Below are 24,049 nucleotides of genomic sequence, written 5' to 3' on the forward strand. Positions count from 1 at the left end.
TTCATTCTTGCCACCTTTATTTTGTATTTTGCATTTCCTTCGGGGGGGAAAATAAGATATAATTAAAGTAGTTTGTCTCATTTGACAAATGTTACACTTTGTGCATGTCATAAGCATATACTTGTATTTTATGAGTTTTTTTACTATAATAAACGATTTGCTTCAAATAAGACTTCATTATATAAGTTGAATTCGGAATCCTGAGAAATCAAATGAATGGCAGGTGTGGCTGGCTATGAGTAAATTGGAAGACGTGACTGTCGGAAGTACAGTAAAAGGGATAGTAGACAGTGACATTGTTTCCGTTGTGGCAGTTCAATGGTATGGAAGCAATGTGCTGGAAGTCACCTACAAGGACTCCAAAGGCGTGCTTGGAAATCAGCTCCTTTATCGGGAAAACGAGCCCCAACTTTCCGTATCATTCAGACACCTGGCATGGAGTTTCGATGCAGACCCGGACCAGATGAAACTGGCATCAGAAGCCTATCGAATCAGCCTTGCCCATTTATTTGACCCCTATCTAGCGGTTCATACATCCTCCGTGGAGCCGCTTCCTCATCAGATTTCGGCGGTGTATAAGGAAATGCTGCCACGGGTGCCCCTGCGCTACATCCTGGCCGATGACCCGGGAGCAGGGAAGACCATTATGACCGGCCTGTATATCAAGGAACTGATTGCCCGGGGTGATCTGAAGCGCTGCATGATCGTGACTCCCGGAAACCTGGTGGAACAGTGGCAGGATGAGCTGTATTCCAAATTCCATTTGAAGTTTGATATTCTCACCAATGACCGGATTGAATCAGCAGTGAGCGGCAATATTTTTAATGAAGTAAACTTTATCATCTGCCGGTTGGATAAGTTGGCACGAAATGAAGATTTACAGGCCAAATTGAAGCATACAGACTGGGATCTTGTGGTTATCGATGAAGCCCATAAACTCTCTGCCACCGTGTGGGGCGGAGAGGTCAAGTATACGAAGCGGTTCCAGCTGGGAAAGCTCCTTTCCCAGGTAGCCCGCAATTTCCTGTTACTTACCGCTACTCCCCACAATGGAAAAGAAGTGGACTTTGAACTCTTCCTGTCCCTGGTGGATGCGGACCGCTTTGGCGTGAGACGTATCAAGAGCCAGCACTCCATCGACGTCAGCGATGTGATGCGGCGCCTGGTGAAAGAAGAGCTGTTGAAATTTGATGGTACCCCCCTGTTCCCTGAACGGAGAGCCTATACGGTGAACTATTCCCTTTCTCCCATGGAAGCAAAGCTTTACCAGGAAGTAACGGAATATGTACAGGAAGAATTCAACCGTGCCGATCAGCTGCAGAATGACCGCAAAGCTGCCGTAGGCTTTGCATTGACCATCCTGCAGAGAAGACTGGCCTCCTCACCGGAAGCCATTTATCAATCCCTCCGGCGCAGAAGAGAGCGCCTGGAACATCGCCTGGAAGAGGAAAAACTGGGCAGGCGGGCAGAAGAATACAGAAATCCCGATTGGGAAGAAGAGGATGAAGACGATCTGCCTTCCATAGAGCAGGAACAGATGGAAGAGCAGGTGGTGGATCACGCCTCTGCTGCGGCCACCATGACAGAACTGCAGGCTGAAATCCGTATCCTGAAAAGGCTGGAAGAAATGGCCAATGACGTCCGTTTAAGCGGCGTAGACCGCAAGTGGGATGAATTGTCCAATCTCCTGCAGGATAAGACATTCATGGTAGGAAAAGATGGTGAGCGGGAAAAGCTGATCATCTTTACAGAGCATAAGGACACACTCCGTTACCTGGCGGAGAAGATCCGCTCCCTCTTAGGTGATGATGAGGCAGTGGTGACCATCCATGGCGGCATGCTTCGCGGCGACAGGCGCAAGGTGGAAGAACAGTTTAAACAGGATAAAGAAGTCCGTATCCTGGTGGCCACCGATGCGGCCGGTGAAGGCATCAACCTCCAGCGGGCACACCTGATGATCAACTATGACCTGCCCTGGAATCCCAACCGTTTGGAGCAGCGCTTTGGCCGTATCCACAGAATCGGACAGACCGAGGTCTGCCATCTGTGGAATCTGGTGGCTTCCGAAACAAGGGAAGGCTATGTCTTCCAGCGGCTCTTCAGCAAGCTGGAAGAAGAAAGACAGGCCATGGGCGGGAAAGTCTTTGACATCCTTGGAAAAATGACCTTTGATAATAAGCCGCTGAAGGACCTTTTGATCGAAGCCATCCGGTATGGCAATGATCCCCAGGTACGGGCAAGGCTGACACAGGTGGTGGATGCTTCCGTGAATCCTGAGGTATTCCGGAAAATGCTTCAGGACCAGGCATTGACCGATGATGTCATGGACGTTCACACGGTGAATGTGATCAAGGAAGACATGGAAAGGATGGAAGCCCATAAGCTGCAGCCCCATTTCATTGAAGCTTTCTTCCTGGAGGCTTTTAAGAGGCTGGGAGGGCGGATGGTCAGAAGAGAAAAAGGCAGATATCAGGTGACCTTTGTTCCCCAGGCCGTGCGGAACAGGGATATGCAGATCGGCCTGGGAATCCCTGTGCTGAAGAGCTACGAAAGAGTCTGCTTTGATAAAGAAGACTGCATCATTCCGGGGCGTCCCATGGCAGAACTTCTCTGCCCCGGTCATCCCCTCCTGGAAGCAGTGATAGATATCATTTGTGAAAAAAGCAGGGATGTGATGAAGCGAGGCGCCGTCTTTATCGATGACCAGGATTATGGCACCGAAGCAAGGCTTCTTTTCTATGTGGAAGATGCCATACAGGATGGTGTCCTTTTGAAAAATGGACAGCGCCGGACCATATCCAAGCACATACACTTTGTGGAAATGAAGGAAAACGGATCCGCCATCAATGCAGGCTATGCACCCTACCTGGATTACCGGGCACCGGATGAACAGGAGAAGAAGGCTGTCGGTGAATGGATGGAAACACAGGAATGGCTCTGCCATGATGTGCAGAATGCAGCCAAAGGCTACGCCATAGAGCACCTGATTCCCCGGCACATGGAAGAAGTGAAGCATCGGAAATTAGCCATGCTGGATAAGACGGAAAAGGCTGTGAAACAGAGGCTGACCGAAGAAATCCAGTACTGGGATAACCAGGCAGTAAATTTGAGGGAACAGGAAGCAGCAGGGAAAACGAATGCCCGGCTGAATTCCATGCAGGCTGCCCAAAGAGCCGATGATTCGGCCAGCCGTCTGCAGAAACGATTGGAAGAAATCAGTAAAGAACGGAGCATTTCCCCCCTGCCTCCCATTATTACAGGGGGTGCACTGATTATTCCTAAAGGGCTGATTCACCGGCTCATGGCAGACCCGCTGCCTTCCATGGGACAGGGAGATCGGCAAAGCGTGGAATATGCAGCCATGAACAGGGTGATGGAAATCGAAAAAGAACTGGGCTATCAGCCGGAAGATGTGAGCGCCCAGAAATGCGGCTACGATGTGGAATCCAGAGTGCCTGAATCCATGCGTGCCGCTTCCGGTGACTGCGCTTTGCGGTTCATCGAGGTGAAAGGTCGGCAGAAGGGGGCAGAAACTGTGACTGTCAGCAAGAATGAAATCCTCACAGCCCTGAACCGGCCGGAGGAATTCATCCTGGCCCTGGTGGAAGTGGATGGGGAAAATACCCATACCCTGTACTTAAAAAAGCCCTTTAGAAATCCACCGGATTTTACCGCCACCAGTATCAACTTTAATATCCGGGACTTGGTGAAAGAATCGGAAATCCTTTTGGAAAAGTGAGGAATTTTGGAATGAAGAAACTCATTGAAGTGGCACTGCCGCTGGATAAAATCAACGAAGCTTGCGCCAGGGAGAAATCTATCCGCCATGGGCATCCATCGACCCTTCATTTGTGGTGGGCACGCCGGCCATTGGCCGCTGCCAGAGCGGTCATCTGGGCCAGCCTCGTAGATGCGCCTTCCTCCCATCCCGAACTTTTCCCTACGGAAGAAGCGCAGACGAAAGAAAGACAGCGCCTCTTTGGCATTTTGGAGAAACTGGTGGTATGGGAAAATTCCAATAACCAGGAGGTCCTGGATGAAGCCAAGGCGGAAATCCTGAAGTATAACAATGGAGAATTCCCTACGCTGCTGGATCCCTTCGCCGGCGGCGGTGCTATTCCCCTAGAAGCCCAGCGGCTGGGACTCAAAGCCATTGCCCATGACCTGAATCCTGTAGCCGTCATGATCAATAAGGCCATGATTGAAATTCCGCCCCGCTTTGCAGGAAAACCGCCTGTAAGCCCTGATGATGGACGTCGCATTAATGAATGGCATGGGGCACAGGGACTTGCAGAGGATGTACGGTACTATGGGGAATGGATGAAAAAAGAAGCTTTTAAGCGAATCGGTCATCTCTATCCGAAAGTACAGCTGCCAAAGGAAGAAGGTGGTGGTGAAGCTACAGTAATCGCTTGGTTATGGGCACGAACTATTAAATGCCCTAATCCTGCATGCGGTTGCCATATGCCATTGTTTAAATCAAATATAATTGCTAAAAATAAAGCTTATGTGAAGGTAGAAAGAGACGAAAACGGATACCCGGTTTTTAGGGTAATCAACGCGAAGGACCCCATAGAGGAAGGAACGGTTAATAGAAAAGGAGCTCATTGCATTTACTGCAATACGCCTGTTAGTTTCTCATATATTCGTGAACAGGGGAAAGCAAATAATTTAGGGGTTCAACTAATGGCAGTGGTTGCTAAAGGTAAGAAGGGGAGGATTTATTTAACACCTGATGAATACCAGAAGAGAACTGCTTATTCTTGTGATCGTCCAGATATTGATCTTGGGAAAATAGCAAATTATCCAGGTTATTTGAATACGCCTGCATATGGGCTAGAGAATTTTCAGGACTTATTTACTGCGCGGCAGTTGACAATTTTTACAGAATTAGAAAAGAATATAGAAAATTTAGGAGACCGCATTGAAAAAGCAGCTATTATTGCAGGATTAAAAAATGACCATGTTAGTTTAAGCAATGGAGGCTGCGGCGCAAAAGCGTATTCTGAAGCAATTAAAGTGTATCTTGCTTTTCTTATAGACAAATTGGCAGATTATAATTCGGCTGTATGTTCTTGGAATGCTGTTGGACAAAAAATTCGCAATACATTCGGATTAACGGGGATGTCGATGACATGGGATTATGCTGAAGCAAATCCTTTTTCTGGAGCGTCTGGTTCATTTGATAATATGCTAGAGTGGGTTGTAAAAAGTATACGCAATTTGCCAACTAAAAATGCTGGAAATGTTGAGCAGGTTGACGCACAAATTGATTCAGGATTGAGAAATGTAGTTATTTCAACAGATCCTCCTTACTATAGCAATGTTCCATATGCAGATTTTGCCGATTTTTTCTATGGATGGATGAGAAGAAATCTTCAATCTGTTTATCCTAATTTATTTAAAACAATTCAAACCCCTAAAAATGAAGAGCTAGTGGCAGATCCTTATAGGCAAGGGAATAAATTAAAAGCAGCAGAATATTTCGAAAATGGGATGTTCCTCGCGTGTAAACAAATGTATAAATATTCGAAAGATGATGTTCCAGTAACTATTTATTATGCATTTAAAGAAAGTACCATAACAATTAGCCAACAAAAACAATTTGTTTCATCAACGGGCTGGGAAACTATGCTTTCAGCATTAATACGTTCAGGATTTAGAATAACTGGGACGTGGCCAATTAGAACCGAGAGATCAGGTAGGACCCGTAGTATGAATTCAAATGCTTTGGCGTCATCGATAGTACTTGTCTGCCGCAAACGTTCGGAAGATGCGCCGCAGACAACTCGCCGTCATTTTATAGCAGAGCTTCGGAGAGAACTACAGTCAGCATTAAAAAAGCTGCAGCAGAGCAATATTGCTCCTGTAGACTTAGCCCAGGCATCCATCGGTCCCGGCATGGGGGTATTCTCCAAGTACAGCCGGGTGCTGGAGGCAGATGGCTCGGAAATGAGTATACGGAGCGCCCTGCAGGTCATCAATGAGCAGGTAGATGCTTATTTTAATGAACAGGTAGGGAGTTTGGATGCGGAAAGCCGCTTCTGCGTGGACTTGTATATGCAGGCCCAATATGAAGATATCCCCTACGGCGAAGCGGAAATCCTGGCCAATGCCAAGGGGGCGCTCATTCCTAAGATGGTAGACAGCAAGGTGCTCTACGCCAAGGCCGGCAAGGTGCACCTGGTGAGGCGGGAAGAGCTGCCGCCTAAAGTAGACTCTGATGAATCCAACGTCTGGCGGCTCACCCAGCAGCTTACCGGTGCCATGGCAAAGGGGGGCATAGAAGAATGTGCCAAACAGGTAGCATCCCTTTATGGGGTCAATGTGGAATATGCAAAGGATTTGGCATATCGCCTGTATACGGTGGCTGAGCAGAAAGGATGGACTGCGGAAGCTTTCGCCTATAACGCATTGATCGTTTCCTGGATGGATATCCAGAGCCGGGCTGCGGAGCTGCAGTCGAGACAGATGGTAGAAACAAGTCTGTTTGAATAATCGGCAGTTTCCATGAGCAGTAGAAGGGAGCTTGAAATGAAAAAAGTCATTGAGACCACGATTCCTCTTCAAGAGCTGAATCGTTCTGCCATGACGGAAAAGACGAAAAAAAATCATCCCAGAAACATGCATCCCTGGTGGAAGCGGAGCCCTGTGTATTCCAGTGCCGCTCTTCTGGCCGCTCTTTTATGGGACGCACCTTCTGACGAGGAGAGAATAGAAGCAGTGCAGCAGGACCTGATCCACCTGGCCTGGGGAAAAGATTACGACTTCTGGCCGGAAAATGAGGTAATGTATTCCGATAGAGAACATGCGGATGGATTTAGGGATGGAAGATATTGCCATGATGAATTCGATGAGAAAATTCTGGATAAGTGGTATCCGGGCGACACATATCGGGACTCCTGGGAATGGGGAGGCATTCAACCCACGCTGATTCATGAGGAGAGACCCATCATCTGTGATCCCTTTTGTGGATATGGCGGCCTGGAGCTGGCGGCTGACAAACTGGCACTCTCTGTGAAGGCTGGCGACCTGAATCCTGTGGCCGCACTTCTTACCAGAGCAGTTCTGGAACTCCCTCGATTCTGTGCAGACTGGGATCCCATCAATCCTGGGATCCAGTCCGATTTTGAAGCAATCATCGGAGATGCAGGTGATGATCTCCTTTACTATGGAGAACGGCTGAAAGAGAAAGTTTACAAAAAAATGGCGTCCTTCTATCCGGACATTGCATTGCCTGATGGAACAAAGGCCCCTGCCTACGCCTATGTGTGGGTAAGGACTATGAAATGCCCCAACCCTGCCTGCGGATACGAAATGCCCATGGCCGGCAGTTTTATCCTTTCGGAGCAGAAGGGAAAAGAATTCTGGGCAGAGCCGGTCTGGGAAGAGGGAAAGCTTCATTTCCATGTGCATCGGGGACTGTGCCCGGAGGATAAGAAAACCAATAAGCATGGAAGCCGGGGCGCCCGCTTTATCTGCCCCCACTGCGGTGCTATTACAACGGATCAAAGTGTAATAGAAGCAGGGCAGAAGGGGCAGCTTCATTACCGGATGATGGCGGTGGCGGCAGAAACCAAAGAAAGCCGTATCTTTGTAGAACCCGATGAGGCGCAGCTTCGTGCAGCCAAAGCGAGAAAGACAAAGGATGTGCCGGAAGGCCGGATTCCCGATAATTCCCGCTGGTTTTCCACACCCCGTTTTGGAATGAAAAACTTCTCCGATCTTTATCTTCCCCGTCAGATGTATCTTTTGGAATCCATGTGCAGCCTGCTTCCTGATGTAATCAGGGAAATTCAGAAGGATGTTGACCATGCTTTGGGAAATACAACTCCTGATACCCGCTCATTGGAAGAGGGGGGGACAGGTTCTACCGCTTACAGCCAGGCATTGGGTGTGTATCTGGGACTTGCCATCAGCTATTTGTCGGATTATCAGTCCACCTGCTGCTCCTGGGACCATCGGAAAGGATATTTACGTTCTTCCATTACGAGGAATGCACTTCCCATGACATGGGTCATAGGGGAGGGGAATCCTTTTTCCACGGTTTCGGGTAATTTTGATTCTCTTGTGAAAAAAATCGCTCCGGGCTTTTATTACAGCTTTGTGGGAATAAGAGTGAAGGAGGGAGATACGTGTAAGACGTTATATCCCAATAAGATTGAAGTGAAGCAGGTAAATGCGCTGCAGATTTCATTTCCCAAGGACTCTGTCCTTTTTACGGAACTTCCCTACTATGATCATATAGGATATGCCGATTTATCGGATTACTACTATATTTGGCTGAGGAAATGCCTGAAGGATATCTATCCGGAGCTGTTTTCGGAAAAGGAGACGCCAAAGGATGAACTTTCTTCTATTCCGGAACATTATGGCGGAAACAGGGAAAAAGCCCTGGCAGCCTATCGTAATGGATTAACGCAGCTTTTCACCCATTTCTATCCGTCTGCCTCTACAGAGTATCCATCCCTTGTCTTCTTCGAGTACCAGGAGGACGAAGAGGCGCCTAATGCTGAGAATAAGAAAGCAGGGCTTTCTCCTTTTGGTTATCTGCTGAAAAGCATAATGAACAGCGGATTTATGATTACTGCCCTGTGGCCCATTCGGACGGCCAGGGCAGGAGTGGCAGGCAAATCCATACGGACTGCTGTGGTTTTCCGTAAGGGCGGGGAAAAGAGACCGGCCGCTTCGAAGAGAGATTTCATCGCGGCACTAAAAAGAGAATTACCTGACATTTTGGGTAAAGCTTATGAAGGAACGGATGATGAAAAGGATCGGTATATTGTGGGACTGGGTATGGGCCTCCAGATTTTTACAAGCTTCCGGTCTGTGCTCAATGCAGATGGAAGCACTATGACACTGGAAGAGGCGCTGCCCATTCTGAGGCAGACAATTGACAGGAGGGAATCATGATGCCGGAGAAAAGTAATTATGATATGGTGCAGGAGGGATTTAATATTCTTCTGCCCATGCTTTCCGGATATGTATGTGCGGAAATGCACAGGATCTATGGAAATCAGTGGTGGATGGAAGTGCGGGAAGCACTGACAGACACCGATCATCATGAGGCGGATGTACCGGTGGACGGTACCTATGCTATGCTGCAGGACTCCCTGGATATGTCCAACTGCCTTCGTCTCATCAACCGTCGGTGGAGATACGTATTCAGTCAGAAAATGTCCCTCAGCCACAGAAACTGGGCCTCTGAGCTGCAGGGGGTGCGAAATAAGGTGGCTCATCGGGGCTCCGGCGATTTATCCCAGGGAGATGCGGAACGGGCGCTGGACACCATGGCTCGCTTGTGTGAAAGCATCGACGCGGAAGCGACAGAACAAATCCGTGCTTTGTACCGCCAGCTTAGGTATGGCTCAAAGGAAGGAACTACCGGCGTTACGGAAAATACGACACCGGTGGATCAGCTGAAGGCAAAAAATAAGGATAACATTGCCGATGTAGTCAAGTACAAGGTCATAGATAATCTGCCAAGCTGGCGGGATGTGATGGAACCCCATCCCGATGTGGCGGAAGGCAGGTATCGGGCAGCGGAATTTGCGGCAGACCTGGCCCAGGTGGCCAGAGGCGAGGGTGCCTACGAATACAGGGATCCGGTGGAGTTCTTTAATCGTACCTATGTGACAGAAGGCATGAAGACACTTCTGGTGCAGTCTCTGGAAAGGGTGTCCGGTAAGGGCGGAGAACCGGTAATCCAGCTTAAAACAGCCTTTGGCGGCGGCAAGACCCACAGTATGCTGGCCCTTTATCATATGCTTCGCGGTAAAACGACCATCGATTCCATTCCCGTGGTGAAACCGGCACTGGAAAAAGCAGGGCTTACAGCACTGCCGAAGGCCAATGTAGCTGTATTGGTCGGAACGGCACTGGATCCATCAAAACGGAAAAATCCGGCCACACTTCCCGGTTATACAGTGAGCACCATCTGGGGCGAAATGGCCTTCCAGCTGGTGACCTCTGCAGGGAAACCGGAGCTCTATGGGAAGTACATCCGTGATGCAGACCGTAAGGGAACTTCGCCGGGCTCTGAAAATCTGAAAAATCTTTTCAATGAGTGCGGCCCCTGCCTCATACTGATGGACGAACTGGTGGCCTATGGAAAGAAACTGTATGGGAAGGATGACCTGCCGGCGGGTACCTATGATAACTTTATTACCTTTATCCAGGAAGTAACGGAGGCGGCAAGAGCCAGCGCAAACAGTCTGGTGGTGGCATCTATTCCGGAGTCCGATATTGAAATCGGTGGCGCAGCAGGGCAGAAGGTATTGGAGACCATCCAGCATACCTTCGGCAGAATGGAAGCCATCTGGAAACCGGTAGCTGCCAGCGAAGGCTTTGAAGTGGTACGGCGCAGACTTTTCCTGCGCTGCAAGGATGATGCAGCCAGGGAAAAGGTGTGTGAAGTCTTCAGTCAGATGTACAGAGATCATCCCGACGAATTTCCTGTGGAGGCCAGGGAGCTGGACTATAAAAATCGTCTGATTTCCAGCTATCCTATCCATCCGGAGGTTTTTGACAGGCTTTATGAAGACTGGGCTACTTTGGAAGATTTCCAGCGTACCAGAGGTGTGCTGCGCCTCATGGCGGCGGTGATTCATGCACTGTGGATGGCCAATGATGAAAGCCCCATGATCATGCCGGGCTCCCTGCCCTTGGATACATCGGGCGTGCGGGAGGAGCTGCTGCGCTACTTGCCGGAGACATGGAGCAGTATTGTAGATAAGGAAGTGGATGGAAAAGAGTCCGTTCCCTACGAAAAAGAAAAGTCCAATCCTCATTACGCACAGCGTATGGCCTGCCGGCGGGTGGCAAGAACCATCATGCTGGGCAGTGCGCCCGGAACGGCAGCCATGAGAAATCAGGGCATCCGGGGAATCGAGATTTCCGGAATCATGCTGGGAACCGTGCAGCCAGGAGAAAATCCGGCACTCTTTAAGGATGCGCTGAATACACTCCACGGATCGCTGGTGTATCTGTATACCAGTCCCAACGGCAGCCGTTACTGGTATGATACGAAGCCTACGCTGAAGAAGACAGCCGAAGACAGGGCTTCCCAGTTCTCTTCCGCCAATGTGGAGGAAGAACTGGAAAGAAGACTGAGAAAGGTCCGCAAAGAACCTCCCTTTGGAGGCATCCACATCTGCCCCGATTCTTCCAATGATGTGCCCGATGAGCAGCGGGTGCGTCTGGTCATCCTGAAGCCGGCGGATACGTACAAGCAGACTGATTCCAGGGCTATGAAAATGGCGGAGGATATTTTAAATAACCGCGGCACATCACCTCGTATGTATAAGAATATGCTTGTCTTCATGGCACCGGATGCCAATAAGCTGGGCGCCCTGGTGCAGGAAACAAGACGGTATCTGGCGTGGAGCTCTATCGATAAGGAAAAGGAAGAGCTCAATCTGGATGGAAACCAGAGACGGGAGACTGAAAACAATTTAAAGCGCAGCAGCCAGACAGTGGACATGCGTCTTAAGGAACTATACTGCCATCTGCTGGTGCCATCCATCGATGAATATGGCGATATGAAGAAAGTTTTATGGGATCCAATCAATGTGGGTGGCGGCACTGATACGATTCCCACCAAAGCAAGCCGGAGCTTGGAGGGAGCGGAGCAGCTCATCATCAAATGGGCACCGACGCTTTTGAAAATGACACTGGACGATATGCTGTGGAAGGACGTCAATCATATTTCCATCAAAAGATTATGGGATTATCTAAGCACCTACCTCTACCTGCCAAGACTTTCCGAATTCAACGTTTTGGAAGGAGCTATCCGCGACGGACTGGAATCCAAGGAATTCTTCGCCCTGGCAGCCGATTTCGATGGAACGCGCTATGTGGACCTGAAACTGGGGCAGCCGGCCTTCAGTCTTCATGACTCGGACCTTCTGGTCAAGGTGGATGTGGCAAAGAAGCAGCTGGAAGAGGACAGGAAAAGGAAAGAAGAAAACCATCCAAAGAATGTGGAAACGGATCCGGAACCGAATATCAACGGTTATCCTTCCTCTTCCATTGAAAGCAATTCCCACAGTGATTCCACAGTGTCTGATTCCCAGAAAAAGGCCAGAAATACCCATTTCTTCATGTCGGCCAATCTGGATTCCCTCCGGGCTATTCGGGATATGGGTACATACCTGAAAGAGGTCATCAACCACCTGGAAGAAGTAGATGGAGCGAAGGTGACTATCACCCTTGATGTGCAGATGGAAGCGCCGAACGGAACACCCGATGATACGGTGCGGACTGTGAGTGAGAACTGCAGAACACTGAAGGTAAAAGAATTTGGATTTGATGATTAAGATCTCACAACATTCAATTCATTATTTGGAGTCAGCTGACGCAGCGTCAGTCAGGTAGTCCTTTTGAGGCCTGGATGGCCCACACAAAAATAGCCTGATGATGTCAATGCCGGTCTTTAGGGACCCGTTTACATCATCAGGCTATTTTTGTACCCTAAATCAGGCCTTAAAAGACCTTCTGTACCGGTCAGTGCCGTCAATCCTCCCAATGCATCGAATGTCCTATAAGCGAGACTCCAGATAAAGGGCAATCCACCATATAAAGGATAAGATGAAAGGGTACAATAAAAGATATGATATAATCAAAATAAAAAAGACAGGAGATGAGATAATGGATCTTTATGAAGAGGCTGTAGCCACAGAGTATATGACTCTGATTCAGGCATTAAAGTGTCTTCCTGGAGTCATGCCTAACAAATCAAAAGAAATTATGAGTCCTGATTACAGTGGAGTTGAGTATTCGCGATACAAAATAGGTAAAACAGAGTTAACAGAAGCGGATTATAATGAATTATGGATTGAAATACCATCCCCATATGGAAAAACAATCAGAACCAGCCCCCAGGGGGCCAGGATACTCTTAAAACTGTACTATAACGGAGATTTAATATTAAAAAAAGGAGAGAAGATTTCCAAAGAGACAGGATTACAGGAATATATTGAAAAAGGAAAGTACTTTGCTCAAAAAGCGGAGCAGCTTAGACGTGATGATGAGCATAGGGCGTATCTTTTGGAAAATCCGGAAAAAATTAAGGAATCTGACTTTTCATATGGTCTGTTAGATAAATTATTTTGGAAAAAGTTTGGTGCCATACGCGGTGCAGAATCACTGGTCTTAGATGGGATTGAGGTAACTAAATATGTTTCCGTGTATAAAAGTAATTCAGGCAAAAGCCAGGATTCAGAAGTAGTTTTCAGTTGGGTAGATTCCAATGGCGAGAAGCAAGTACTCAAAAAGGCAAGCAGCTTCAAGGAAAATCGTCGAAATGACCCTGATAGGGATTGGGGATTGCCGGATTAATCTTTTATATCATATAAAAAAGCTCCCGGAGGGGAGCTTTTTGTGTCAGGATTACTTGAGACGGCTTTCAACATATTTCCTGGTGTCTTCATCCAGGAAATAAACATAGCAGCCTTTCATGCCGCGGGTGAAGAGGACGCGGTATGTATTTTTGATCATCTGGAGGAAAGATTCTCCAGCCCGGCCAACGGTTCTATCTTTAGTGTTTTCCGGATGACCAATCCACTGCTGGCTGGAAATATCATAGACCATGTCTTTTCCTACAATGACACCTGCATAGTCGAATTCAAATCCCTGGGCGGAGTAGATGCAACCAATCTGAGAGAAGCCGTGGGGGTCCGAAGCCCAGAGGTCGGAACTGGGAATACCTTTGCTTTTCAGTACGCTGGCAGAAAGTTTAGGGTTTGCGTTCCATGGCCGCCTGTAGGAGCCGATGACTACGTCTTTGTGAAGGTTTCCATCAGGATCCAGTGGAATCGTCCAGTCCCAACAGAATCCGGCTACCATTCTTGCTGTATAGCCTTCCTGTACTTTTTCTTTCAGCATGTCTTCCACTTCCTGGGGAGTATCCATAATGCGGAAGTCAAAGCTTTCTTCATGGCTGTCCCAGATGGCGTTGGCTGTCTTCTTGATATCAAGTACATTGTCAATCCATTTGACGAAGGAGTCGGACCCGAGGCAGCGGAACTCTGTTCTTAAAATATAGCGGGCTACCCGGCATTCCATATTTTCAGCGTGCTGCTCAATGTAGGCGGCTGATCCGATTTCACCGGGGCGCACGACCTGACGATCATCAATGAAGAAGACTGTCACCAGTCCGGCAGAAAGAAGCTCGTCAATCTGCTCTCTGCTGGTGCGGGGCTGGAACCGGTTGTTACTGGATTTGCGGATGCGGTGGGCTTCATCACAGATGATGACGGGAACCTGGTTGGGCTGGGCCCACATGTAGTTATTGAAGTATTTGAACTGACGGGCGTATGCGGCACCTACTTTGGCACGAAGGGTGCTGGTAAAGGCGCGGGATCCGGTGGCATAGTGAGTTTCTATGTTCTTCAGAGACAGGTCTGCAAGAAGGTTCAGTGCAATTACAGATTTCCCGGTTCCCGGACCGCCGCGGACAAGGATGCAGTATTTCTGACCGCTCTGTAACGCATGGCGCACTTTGGACATAATCTTGTCGTAAACCAGTTTCTGTTCATCCAAAAGTATATAGTCCTTGTTTCCCTTGATCATGTTCCCTACATGGTCCATCAGCTTTTTACTCACGTGGGCAGGGCTTCTGGCGATGCGGTCTGCAATGGGGAGCCCCTGGCCTTCTGAAAGGCGGGAGGTGAGGAATTTTTCAAAGTCCTGCTCCCTGTCAATGGTATAGGCAGGGTATTTTTCCAGGATATGGTCGAATTTGGAATCGGTCAATGCATCATGAGGCTTGATATGGTAATTATGAAGATAGGCGCATGCAGACAGGGTGACAGGATCCTCCTGAGTGAAAGCGGTGTTCACATCGTTAAGGTAGGAAACGTACTGGCCCACCTGGACAGAGGGATGGAGGACTTCTTTATAGCCATCTGCAAAGCGGGTGAAAACTTCTCCGTCACCATCTATTTCTGAACAGTCAGACCACTGTTTGAGCTCGATGATGACAGCATTGTCCTCATGACGGCTGTTCTTCCCTGCAATGAGGCAGTCCAGCCGTTTGGAGGCCAGGGGCATCTGGTATTCCAGAAGAATCCCATGGTCATAGAGTCCCAGCTTATCAAAGACATTGGCCAGTTCCCGAAGAGAGTTTTCCCAGGATTGGTATTCACCCTTACTGGGCTGTTCCTGAAAGGCTTTGTAATAGCTTAATGCCAGTTTAGATGCAATGGTACCATGCAGTCCTTCCCAAATGAATGCTTTTGATGGACCTTCATAGAGCTTCATATGAGCGCCTCCTAGTTATTACTTTCGCTCTTTCGCGCGATATCCAGTCGTTCTTTGAAATATTTCTGAAGGTTTTTATCCCTACAGAAAATATAACACCCCAGGGTACCTCTGGTCAGCAGTACTTTGTAAATATTTTTAATCAGCCGGGTCAGTTCTTCCGGCTTTTCCTTCAAGCCTTTCTTACCGCTGGCATCAAAGTAGTTTGAAGCGTCTGCTTCAAGTCTACCGGTATCCGGGTCATAGCGAAGGTCGTTACCGATAATGACGCCAATATAGTCTTTTTCCTGGCCCTGAATGGTATGAACGCAGCCGATCTGATCCTTTTTATCAGGGTCAATGGCCCAGGTGTACTGGTTCTTATGGCTGTTCCAGGGTTTGGCAAAACTGTATTCCGGCATGCTGACATCATGAATCTGGGCGTCGCTGTTGCCGTCAGCTATGGAAGTCCAGGGCCATGCAAATCCAGCTACCATGCGGGCATCATATCCTTCTTTATTTTTTTCATTGATGGCATCAGCCAGTTCATTGGGGCTGTCGAAGAGACGGACGTCGTAGTTCTTGTTATTCCAGGAGTCAAAGTTAGCGGTTTTCTGAATCTGGAGAACATCGTCAATCCAGTTGATGAATCCATCTTCTCCGGAGCAGCGGAATTGAGCACTGAGGTGAACTTTGATGATATCGGAATTTCTATGTCTTGCCATGGTTTCAATCAGGTCGACTGTACCCTCATCGTCAGGACGGATGCGCTGTGCATCATCGATGAAGAATACATTGACCCTTGAGGCACGTATGATGTCATCTACCTGGCTGTCACCACGGTACATGAAGGCACCTTTTGCCTTTAATCTGTGCGCTTCGTCTACAATAAGAACATCAAACACTTCAGAATCATCGTTGTAGAATCCTGCAGATCCGGTAAATATCTTTTTCAGCCGACCTTTCTTTTCGACCTTGTGGGAGGCCAGCTCATCAACCAAAGCTTCTTTGAAAGCGGCATTGGGAGCTACGTACATGACGTTCAAACCCTGCTGCATGAGGTGAACAAGGGCATTGACTGCAACGACGGACTTGCCGGTACCGGGGCCGCCATTGACTATAATGGTGGTCCTTTTTGTGGCGGTGGTGGCATATTTCATAATCTGGTCGTAGGCAATCTGCTGCTCATTCAGGAGGGTAAATACACGGTTACCCTGGAATAACCCGGTTATGTAGTCTACGAACTGCCTTGCCGGTTTAATTTTACCGTTTTCAATCTGGTACAGTATATCCATGCCTTTGCCATGGCCTACGTGCTTTTTAATAAAGGCTTCCAGTTTTTTTGTGTCGTCCTTGAAAAAAACTGGCGTATCCTGGCAGATAGTGCTGTACTGGTCTGACAGGAGGGGTTCGGGATGATTTTCTTTATAGTTGTGAAGATAAGCGCAGGAGAAGGGGATAAGGTCTGTGTTTTCCAAGGCTGTACTCATATCCGTCATATACTGCTTATAGGAATAGGCCTGATAAGCCGGGTGAGTGGTCTCACGCATACCGCCGCCTAAAAAAGTACGTACCGTATAATTTAACCCCTCTACTGCCTGGGCTGATTCCCACTGCTTCAGCTCTACAATGATAAAGTTCTTGTTGTTTTCTTCATCGTGGCCACTGATAAGAAAATCGATTCTCTTTCCTGTACCTGGAAGGTTATATTCAAGAAGTATCCCGCAGTCATCAGGAACATGGGCACGCCTGACACGGTTATTCATAAAGGATAGGGAATTCTGCCATGAACGCTGTTCATTTGGTGAAACAGTACCATGGCGCATGATGCGGAACCGGGCAATCATTTTTTCAACGATTTCATCATTGTCGACATCGTCCATAAATCCACGGGCCGTGTTTTCGTAAATAATCATTTGGTGCCTCCTTAGCCTTAACTTAATTCATATTGTAGCACAATGCTACGTAATGAACAGGTCAACATGGTAGCTTTCATCTATGAATCTGTACTATTCTCTACAAAAGAGAATGGTATAATGAAACCAAGGAGGAATGACCATGCATAAAGGAATCAGTAGTGAAATGATTAAGCAGGTAATTGCTTTTTCAAAAGACCGGGATTGGGAGCAGTTTCATAATCCGAAAGATCTTGCCATTTCGATATCCATCGAGGCAGCAGAACTTCTCGAAAATTTCCAGTGGACTGGCTCTTCTACAGAAGGTAAAGATTCGAAAAATATGAAAGAAGAACTGGCGGATGTAATGATTTACTGCATTCTCATGGGACATGCCATGAATGTGGATCTGGAATCCATCATCCGAGAGAAGCTGGTGCAGGATGGGGAAAAATATCCGGTTTCTAAGGCAAAGGGGAATGCTAAAAAATATACGGAATTCTGATGGGATGGTTTCTGTTTCTTTGTCCCTTTGCTTAGAAAAACAGCGAAAAATCGGAGCCCTATGAACTGATTTGTAGTTCCATAAGGCTCCGATTTTATGTTTTCAGAAAAGCCAGATAATAGTAATTTATTGTGCGGCTTTCTTTTTCATTTGGCTATAGTACTTAGTGCCTTTATCTGAATCATGCATGAGGTTCATTAACTCTTCTGCCCGTTCGTAAGTGAATCCACAATAGTCTGCGTATTCTACCAATGGATTACCTCGGAGTTCCCGTTTGTGTCTCATATAGGCTCTTCGTTGTTCACGAGACATGTTGGATACTTCTTTTAAGTCCTGCATCCTTCGTGCGTGACGGAAAATCATATATGTTTTCGTCCGTTCTGCTTCTTCAGTGGTCATAAGATTCTGATTAACCAGTTCCTGCAGATAGTAGCCGATTACTTTGGGGTTATGAGGCTCTGTCCCTTTCAGTTCCAATGGAACGATCAGCGGCTCTGGCATGCGTGCTTCTGAAAGACAGGGAGAGAGGGCAGTAAAGGCAAGAAATAATGCAATGAGTTGCAGCTTAGAATTCATAAGAGAGTTTCACCGTATACGTCCTTCCTGCTCCATAGTAGTACCAGGACCAATAGTCTTTATCCAGAAGATTATCAATAGCAAGGCCTATGGTTGCGCCCTTGGCAAATTTATAGTTAGCACCCAGATTTATGGTATAGATGGCATCGTAGGAGTAGAGATGATGGGGAATGTCACCTTTCTCATTTCTGTCACTGACATACTGTGCTTCGACATAAGCATCCCATAAAGGCTTCTGATAGTTCAGTCCGGCATGGAAGATGTGCCTTGGGATGCTGTAAATCCGCTCACCTTCGTCATCGGTGGCTCTTTCATAGGCATAGTTGGCATAAGCGGACAAAGAGTCATTAAACTTCTGGCGGACTTCCATTTCAAACCCTGTTCTCTTTGCTTTTTCTTTATTGATAAAGGTGCTGTATTTTCCAGCACGCTCAGTGGTGATGAGGTCCTTCGTTTTAGCATGGTAGACATCGAAGTTGATCTGCGTCTTTTTGAAAGACTTCTTGATTCCTGCTTCGATGGTATCTGTCTTCTCCGGCTTTAATGATGGATTTCCGATATATCTTCCATCAAAACGGTACAGCTTATATAGTGTAGGTGCATTAAAAGAATGACCGTAGGAAATGTAATAGGTGGTGGAGCTGTTAGGCAGGTATTCCAAAGAGAATTTGGGGCTGAGTTCATTATATGTCTTTGTATCCCTTGTAATATCTAAATACTGACCGTCCTTAGTGCCTCTGAAGAATCCACCATATTTTTTATAATGATCCAGGCGAAGTCCTGCATAGGCATTCCAGTTATCATTGAATTTATACTTATCTTGTACAAATACAGAAGAAATTAAATTCTTACCGCCCTGTGTTACAACGTCTTTTGTGATAGAACCCCAGTTGTGCCAGTGAGCCAGTTTGCTCTGGTTGTAGGTCATGGAGTCCCGCTGAATATCAAAACCACTGACAAGGGTATTTTTACCGATGTCCCAGGTTTTCTGGAAGTCAGCTTTGTAGGATTTATTTGGATAATGATTACGGCTTCCTGGGCCTTCCCCAGCCAGGTCACTGCCTGTAGAATAACCATCATCTTTGGAATTAACGAGTCCGGCGCTGAAAAGAATCTGGTTGGCGTCATCCTTATAGGTGAAGGAGTGGATGTCTGTTTTCTTCTTCCCATAATAGTCGGTAAAATCAGCTTCACTGAAGTTATAATATTTGCCGTCAGGAAGAAGGACACTGCCATTAAAAAGTTCATTCCCATCGGCATCATGGATGTAGGAAACAGGATCTTTGCTGTAATACTTAAAATAGTCATGAGTGTACTGGTACATCATGGATTTTGTATCGCTGAAATTGTATCTCAGCTTAAAATTATAAGTATTATCTTTGCTGGCGGTGGTTCCTGGATTGCCTAGGATGTAAATGGTATCTCCGGCATGGTTCTTGGATTCTTCATATCCAGTACCTACTGTACCGGTAGGAGTCTTAGTTGCGCCTTTCTTTGTATAGGAAAGTTTCTTCCTGTATCCATCAGTTCGTCTGTTTTCGTATCCGGCAGAGAAAGACCATTTATCTGTCAGTTTTCGTGTGATATTCACGCCTCTGCGCCATGTGTCGTGGGATCCGTACTCCGTGTAAATTTTACCACTGTTTTTGTCCGGATTTTTGCTGACAATATTAATTACGCCGCCAACAGCCCTACCACCATAGAGAGAAGAGCCGGCACCGCGGACTAACTCGATTTTTGCAACATCATCGATTGAAATAGTTGACCAGTTAACACCACCACTGAATCCATTGTTCAATGGCATGCCATCGTACAGGACCAGTATATTGCTCTCTCCAAATCCACGAATACTTATTCCACCGGCATTATCTGACATTCCCTGTGGGCGATCACTGTATATACCGGGAAGATAATTGATAGCTTCGGTGATTGTTCGCACGTTCTTCTGCTTAATCTGGTCTGCAGTGATAACGCTGACGCTGGCGGGTACCTCCGCAGCATTTTCTCTGATTCTGGTGGCTGTGACCACAATAGGGCTTAACTGATAAACATGCCCACTATCAGCGGCTTCCACTTGCCCTAACCCGGCCAGCATCAATGAGCCCAAAACAAACGTTGATAATAATTTCCTTTGCATACATATTGCCCCTTTCTTCACTTAAGGTATTCTGAATGCGCAGGTTCTCATTATTATTTTATATGAACTTAATTATACTATATATTGCCATATTATTCATTTATTATTGGCAAATAAATAATAAAAATGTGAATATGATTAAGGATTGATTCTGCTGTGGCCGCTCTTATAGCTTGTATAGAGAACATAGCTGCTTTTATTTTGTGAGTCTGGTGATGTTAAAGTCTCAGAATGAAAAGGAAGATTGTCTTTCTGCAGGTACAACGAAGATCAGGACTCTTATTGGGAACCGTCTTTTGTTGAATTTAGTATACAATAGGAGAAAAAGGTAATTATTTTTTATACCATGAATTTAATTTCTAGAAAAAGAGGTTACGGCTATCTTGATTCACATGGTTTCTTGTAGAATTTTATATAGAAAGCATAGGTCTTTTAATCTAGAAAATTCACTGATTTTAGTGTAAAATTCGTTTTTTATATAGCAAAGGCAGAGCTTTATGCAAATCTTGTATTCGTATCCATTGGGACCAATCATTATAATAAGTATTTAAATAATGTATATTAAACCGATTCATTATGTCTGGAATATGTTTATCGGAGGTATAAGTTTATGAGCCAGCAGGGACCAAACAAAGAGCAGCTTGAGGCTATTAATGCTACGGAGGGACCGGTACTAATTATTGCTGGTCCAGGGACAGGTAAAACATATACCCTCATAGAGCGTACCATGCATTTGATTAGGGATAAGCATGTTAGGCCGGAAAATATTATGGTGTGTACGTTCACCAATAAAGCGGCGAAGGAACTTATTACACGGTTGACCAATCAGCTGACAAAAGACAATATTAACATCAATCTGGATGAAATGTATATAGGCACATTTCATTCCATATGCCTCCGGATTTTAAAGGAATATGCAGAGGATTCTGATTTGGAAAAGAATTATCTGCTGGATGATGAGTTTATACAAAGCTACATGGTATATTGCCGGCTTTGGGATAAGTTTCGGGAAATAGAAGGTTTTCCTAAGCTGTTTCCTAAATATTTAAACATTTGGAGGAAACCCATTTGTACATGTCAGAAGATTTGCGGCTATGTCAATGAGCTGAACGAGGAGCTGGTGGATTCGGATAAGCTGGAGGAATGGGCAGAAGGTAAAACGGCTTCCGGAGCGGGGCGGAAGGGTGAGCATATTCCTGCTAGCAGGAATACTGATCCAGCTATCATTTTATCCGAAATTATGAGGCAATATAATTCTGTGCTTAAAACCAGAAATATGATTGACTTTTCAAGCATTTTAACGGAAACGTACCGTCTGCTGCAGGGGAATCGTTCTATTCTTTCCAAAATTCAGGAAAAAATCCAATATATTATGGTGGATGAGTATCAGGATACGAATTACATCCAGGAGCGGCTTATTTCACTATTGGCAGGGGCAAGGCAGAATGTGTGCGTGGTGGGGGATGATGACCAGGCTATGTATCGCTTTCGGGGAGCAACGATTGAAAATATCCTCACATTTCCTGAGCTCTTTTTACCTCGTCCCTGCAAGCAGATAAAGCTGGTAACCAATTACCGGTCTAATGACCAAATTGTAGATTTTTATAATTATTGGATGAATGATTATCCTCAAGCTAATGGCATAAAAGCTTTTGCCTGGTCAATGGAGAACAAAAATTTTCGGTATCCTAAGAAGATCGTACCGGGAAGGGGAGTGAAGACGAAAAGTCCTGCGGTGGTCTCTATTATAAAGAACGACAAAGATAGCTGGGAAAGGAACGTCACAGAATTTATTCTGGACCTGAAGGAGAGCGGGAAAATATCTGATTATAATCAGGTCGCAATTTTGTCTTCGTCTATTAAGAGGCGTGAATGTGTAGATCTTCAGCAGTATATGGCAAGTCAGGGGCTCAAGGTGTATGCACCCAGGGCAGGAGAACTTTTTAATAAGGTGGAGGTTCAATGGGTGATTGGCTGCCTGCTGATTATGTTTCCTCAACTGAAGCTGGTTTTCCAGCAGTATGAGCGTGCAAATTTTTATTTGGACATGAAGAAGTATTATACCGAATGCATTTTAAATCTGAAGAATTGTATCTTTAATGATTCCCAAAAAAGAGGCAAAAATCTGGATTATTGGGTGCATGATGTACGTAAGAAAATCGGTGCAGCCAAGGGGAAGTTGCACCTTACCTTCTCCGGCTTAGTGTATGAAATGTTTGCTTTTTGGCCATTTAATGAGATGCTTGCAGTCAATATGGCTGATCCGGACAGCCATTTGCTTAGACAGAGCCGTAATCTGTCACAACTGGTGAAAATCATAGAATCCGGTGAATTTATTCATGGTATCAGAAGTCTGGATGCGGGGAAATTAGAATGGAACCTGAGTCAGATGTTTGCCCGCTTCCTTCGCTCTCATCTAGAAATGAAAGACAATGAGTATGAGGATGAGGTGGAGACGGTACCAGAGGGATACGTGCCTTTTCTTACTATTCATCAGTCTAAGGGATTGGAATTTCCGATTGTTATTGTGTTATCCTTGTGGGATTTTCCCTTGGATCAGGTTGATATTGCGAACTATTACGTAAAGGAGTATACAGGCAGGAACAAATGGGAGCCCTATGAAAGTATCAAATATTTTGACTTTTGGAGAAAATACTATACAGCCTTTTCTAGAGCCCAGGATCTGCTGATTTTATCATGCTGGCGCAGGGGGGAAATTAAAAGAGAAAGCCCCAGTCCTATATTTGCTTCTCTGCTTGAGACTGTGCCATCTGTTGAGGACACTTCTTTTGATATCAATGAGTTCCATTTTGAAAAGGTGAAAAAATCCATCCTAAAGGATACGTATTCCTTTACAACAGATGTGTCGCTCTATGATTCCTGCCCCATGAGGTACAAGTTTAATCGGGAGATGCACTTTTCGTCGCTGTCCAGTGGGGGTATGATTTTTGGTCAGATGGTTCATGAGACCATAGAGGATATTCACAGGGCAGCCATGCGAAAAGATTATGCTTCAATTAATGAAGGAAAAATTCAATCCTGGATGCAGGCTAATTATTCTACTCTGGCTAAGAGGGAAGGCATTCATTTTAGTGAATCTATACTTAATCAAGCTCGGATTCAGATCATGCGCTATGTGCATGAAGTGGAAAAGTCCATTGGATGGGGTGCCATTAAGCAGGCGGAGTATGCTATCGAGATGGTGCGAAATGATTACATCATTAAGGGCAAAATCGACTTGATTAGTGCAGGAGATGGAAAGTCTGTCGATGGCCGGGCATTTATTGATCTTGTGGATTTTAAGACAGGGCGAAAACTTAAGGAAGAAAGTCCAATGCTCAGAAGATATGAAAAACAGCTTCAGGTTTATGCCTATCTGATTGAACAGAAAACGTCCTACACAGTCAAAAATATGCGCCTTTATTTTATGGGTGAAAATGATTCAACGCCATGGCTTAGCTTTCCTGCAAGGTCTTTAAGTTCCACGGAAGTTGAAAAGACGATGGAAAGCTTCGATCATACCGTTCATCAAATTATGAGAAATGATTTTGAACATCGGGCGCCCCTTTCCGCTCATGGTAAAATTCCGGAATTCTGTAAGTACTGCGAGTTCAGATACTTCTGTGGGAGAAATGGGATGGGTCCTGACGAAGAGCTATGTAAACATGAGACAAGATAGAATAGGGGAAAACTATT

At 46.2% G+C, this 24,049-nt stretch carries 11 protein-coding genes; 7 read left to right on the forward strand and 4 right to left on the reverse strand.

Annotated features, from left to right (window positions below; all coding sequences use genetic code 11):
- Positions 1 to 235 precede the first annotated feature (235 nt).
- The 5 genes from HMPREF9453_RS09715 (at position 236) to HMPREF9453_RS09735 (ending at position 13,338) form a co-directional block, all read left to right on the forward strand.
- The gene (locus HMPREF9453_RS09715; protein ID WP_008860387.1) at positions 236 to 3,739 is read left to right on the forward strand and encodes a helicase-related protein; all 3,504 of its coding nucleotides are present in this window, start codon (positions 236 to 238) and stop codon (positions 3,737 to 3,739) included.
- An 11-nt stretch (positions 3,740 to 3,750) separates the two neighbouring features.
- Positions 3,751 to 6,498 (forward strand): DUF1156 domain-containing protein, encoded by a 2,748-nt coding sequence (locus tag HMPREF9453_RS09720; RefSeq protein ID WP_008860388.1) that lies wholly within the window; start codon positions 3,751 to 3,753, stop codon positions 6,496 to 6,498.
- 36 nt (positions 6,499 to 6,534) lie between these two features.
- Entirely contained in the window at positions 6,535 to 8,913 is a 2,379-nt protein-coding gene (locus HMPREF9453_RS09725; RefSeq protein ID WP_008860389.1) for a DUF1156 domain-containing protein, read from the forward strand.
- Entirely contained in the window at positions 8,910 to 12,317 is a 3,408-nt protein-coding gene (locus HMPREF9453_RS09730) for a DUF499 domain-containing protein (RefSeq protein WP_008860390.1), read from the forward strand. Before HMPREF9453_RS09725 ends, HMPREF9453_RS09730 begins: the two co-directional genes overlap by 4 nt.
- Before the next feature lie 271 nt (positions 12,318 to 12,588).
- The gene (locus tag HMPREF9453_RS09735) at positions 12,589 to 13,338 is read left to right on the forward strand and encodes a hypothetical protein (protein ID WP_040380526.1); all 750 of its coding nucleotides are present in this window, start codon (positions 12,589 to 12,591) and stop codon (positions 13,336 to 13,338) included.
- Between the two features lie 51 nt (positions 13,339 to 13,389).
- Here the strand turns inward: HMPREF9453_RS09735 and HMPREF9453_RS09740 are convergent, their stop codons facing one another.
- Complete coding sequence (locus HMPREF9453_RS09740; RefSeq protein WP_008860392.1) at positions 13,390 to 15,261, reverse strand: DUF2075 domain-containing protein; 1,872 nt, start codon at positions 15,259 to 15,261, stop codon at positions 13,390 to 13,392.
- Positions 15,262 to 15,272: 11 nt separating this feature from the next.
- Positions 15,273 to 17,156, reverse strand: coding sequence for a DUF2075 domain-containing protein (locus tag HMPREF9453_RS09745; protein WP_008860393.1), 1,884 nt, complete (start codon positions 17,154 to 17,156; stop codon positions 15,273 to 15,275).
- Positions 17,157 to 17,298: 142 nt separating this feature from the next.
- On the opposite strand from HMPREF9453_RS09745, the gene HMPREF9453_RS09750 reads away from it, so the two are divergent.
- Positions 17,299 to 17,640, forward strand: coding sequence for a nucleotide pyrophosphohydrolase (locus tag HMPREF9453_RS09750; protein ID WP_008860394.1), 342 nt, complete (start codon positions 17,299 to 17,301; stop codon positions 17,638 to 17,640).
- A 126-nt stretch (positions 17,641 to 17,766) separates the two neighbouring features.
- On the opposite strand, the gene HMPREF9453_RS09755 is transcribed toward HMPREF9453_RS09750, so the two are convergent.
- Entirely contained in the window at positions 17,767 to 18,216 is a 450-nt protein-coding gene (locus HMPREF9453_RS09755) for a hypothetical protein (RefSeq protein ID WP_008860395.1), read from the reverse strand.
- Positions 18,206 to 20,353 (reverse strand): TonB-dependent receptor, encoded by a 2,148-nt coding sequence (locus HMPREF9453_RS09760; RefSeq protein ID WP_040380528.1) that lies wholly within the window; start codon positions 20,351 to 20,353, stop codon positions 18,206 to 18,208. The genes HMPREF9453_RS09755 and HMPREF9453_RS09760 overlap by 11 nt, the downstream gene beginning before the upstream one ends.
- Positions 20,354 to 20,963: 610 nt before the next feature.
- Between HMPREF9453_RS09760 and HMPREF9453_RS09765 the strand changes: the two genes are divergently transcribed.
- Positions 20,964 to 24,032: an ATP-dependent helicase gene (locus HMPREF9453_RS09765; RefSeq protein ID WP_008860397.1), complete on the forward strand. Its 3,069-nt coding sequence runs from the start codon at positions 20,964 to 20,966 to the stop codon at positions 24,030 to 24,032.
- Positions 24,033 to 24,049 lie beyond the last annotated feature (17 nt).

Source organism: Dialister succinatiphilus YIT 11850 (assembly GCF_000242435.1).
GTDB lineage: Bacteria > Bacillota > Negativicutes > Veillonellales > Dialisteraceae > Dialister > Dialister succinatiphilus.

Coding starts and splice junctions, on each gene's coding strand:
- HMPREF9453_RS09725 (WP_008860389.1), top strand. CDS start 6,535: ATGAAAAAAGTCATTGAGACCACGATTCCTCTTCAAGAGCTGAATCGT.
- HMPREF9453_RS09720 (WP_008860388.1), top strand. CDS start 3,751: ATGAAGAAACTCATTGAAGTGGCACTGCCGCTGGATAAAATCAACGAA.
- HMPREF9453_RS09745 (WP_008860393.1), bottom strand. CDS start 17,156: ATGATTATTTACGAAAACACGGCCCGTGGATTTATGGACGATGTCGAC.
- HMPREF9453_RS09740 (WP_008860392.1), bottom strand. CDS start 15,261: ATGAAGCTCTATGAAGGTCCATCAAAAGCATTCATTTGGGAAGGACTG.
- HMPREF9453_RS09760 (WP_040380528.1), bottom strand. CDS start 20,353: ATGCAAAGGAAATTATTATCAACGTTTGTTTTGGGCTCATTGATGCTG.
- HMPREF9453_RS09750 (WP_008860394.1), top strand. CDS start 17,299: ATGCATAAAGGAATCAGTAGTGAAATGATTAAGCAGGTAATTGCTTTT.
- HMPREF9453_RS09755 (WP_008860395.1), bottom strand. CDS start 18,216: ATGAATTCTAAGCTGCAACTCATTGCATTATTTCTTGCCTTTACTGCC.
- HMPREF9453_RS09715 (WP_008860387.1), top strand. CDS start 236: ATGAGTAAATTGGAAGACGTGACTGTCGGAAGTACAGTAAAAGGGATA.
- HMPREF9453_RS09765 (WP_008860397.1), top strand. CDS start 20,964: ATGAGCCAGCAGGGACCAAACAAAGAGCAGCTTGAGGCTATTAATGCT.
- HMPREF9453_RS09735 (WP_040380526.1), top strand. CDS start 12,589: ATGAAAGGGTACAATAAAAGATATGATATAATCAAAATAAAAAAGACA.
- HMPREF9453_RS09730 (WP_008860390.1), top strand. CDS start 8,910: ATGATGCCGGAGAAAAGTAATTATGATATGGTGCAGGAGGGATTTAAT.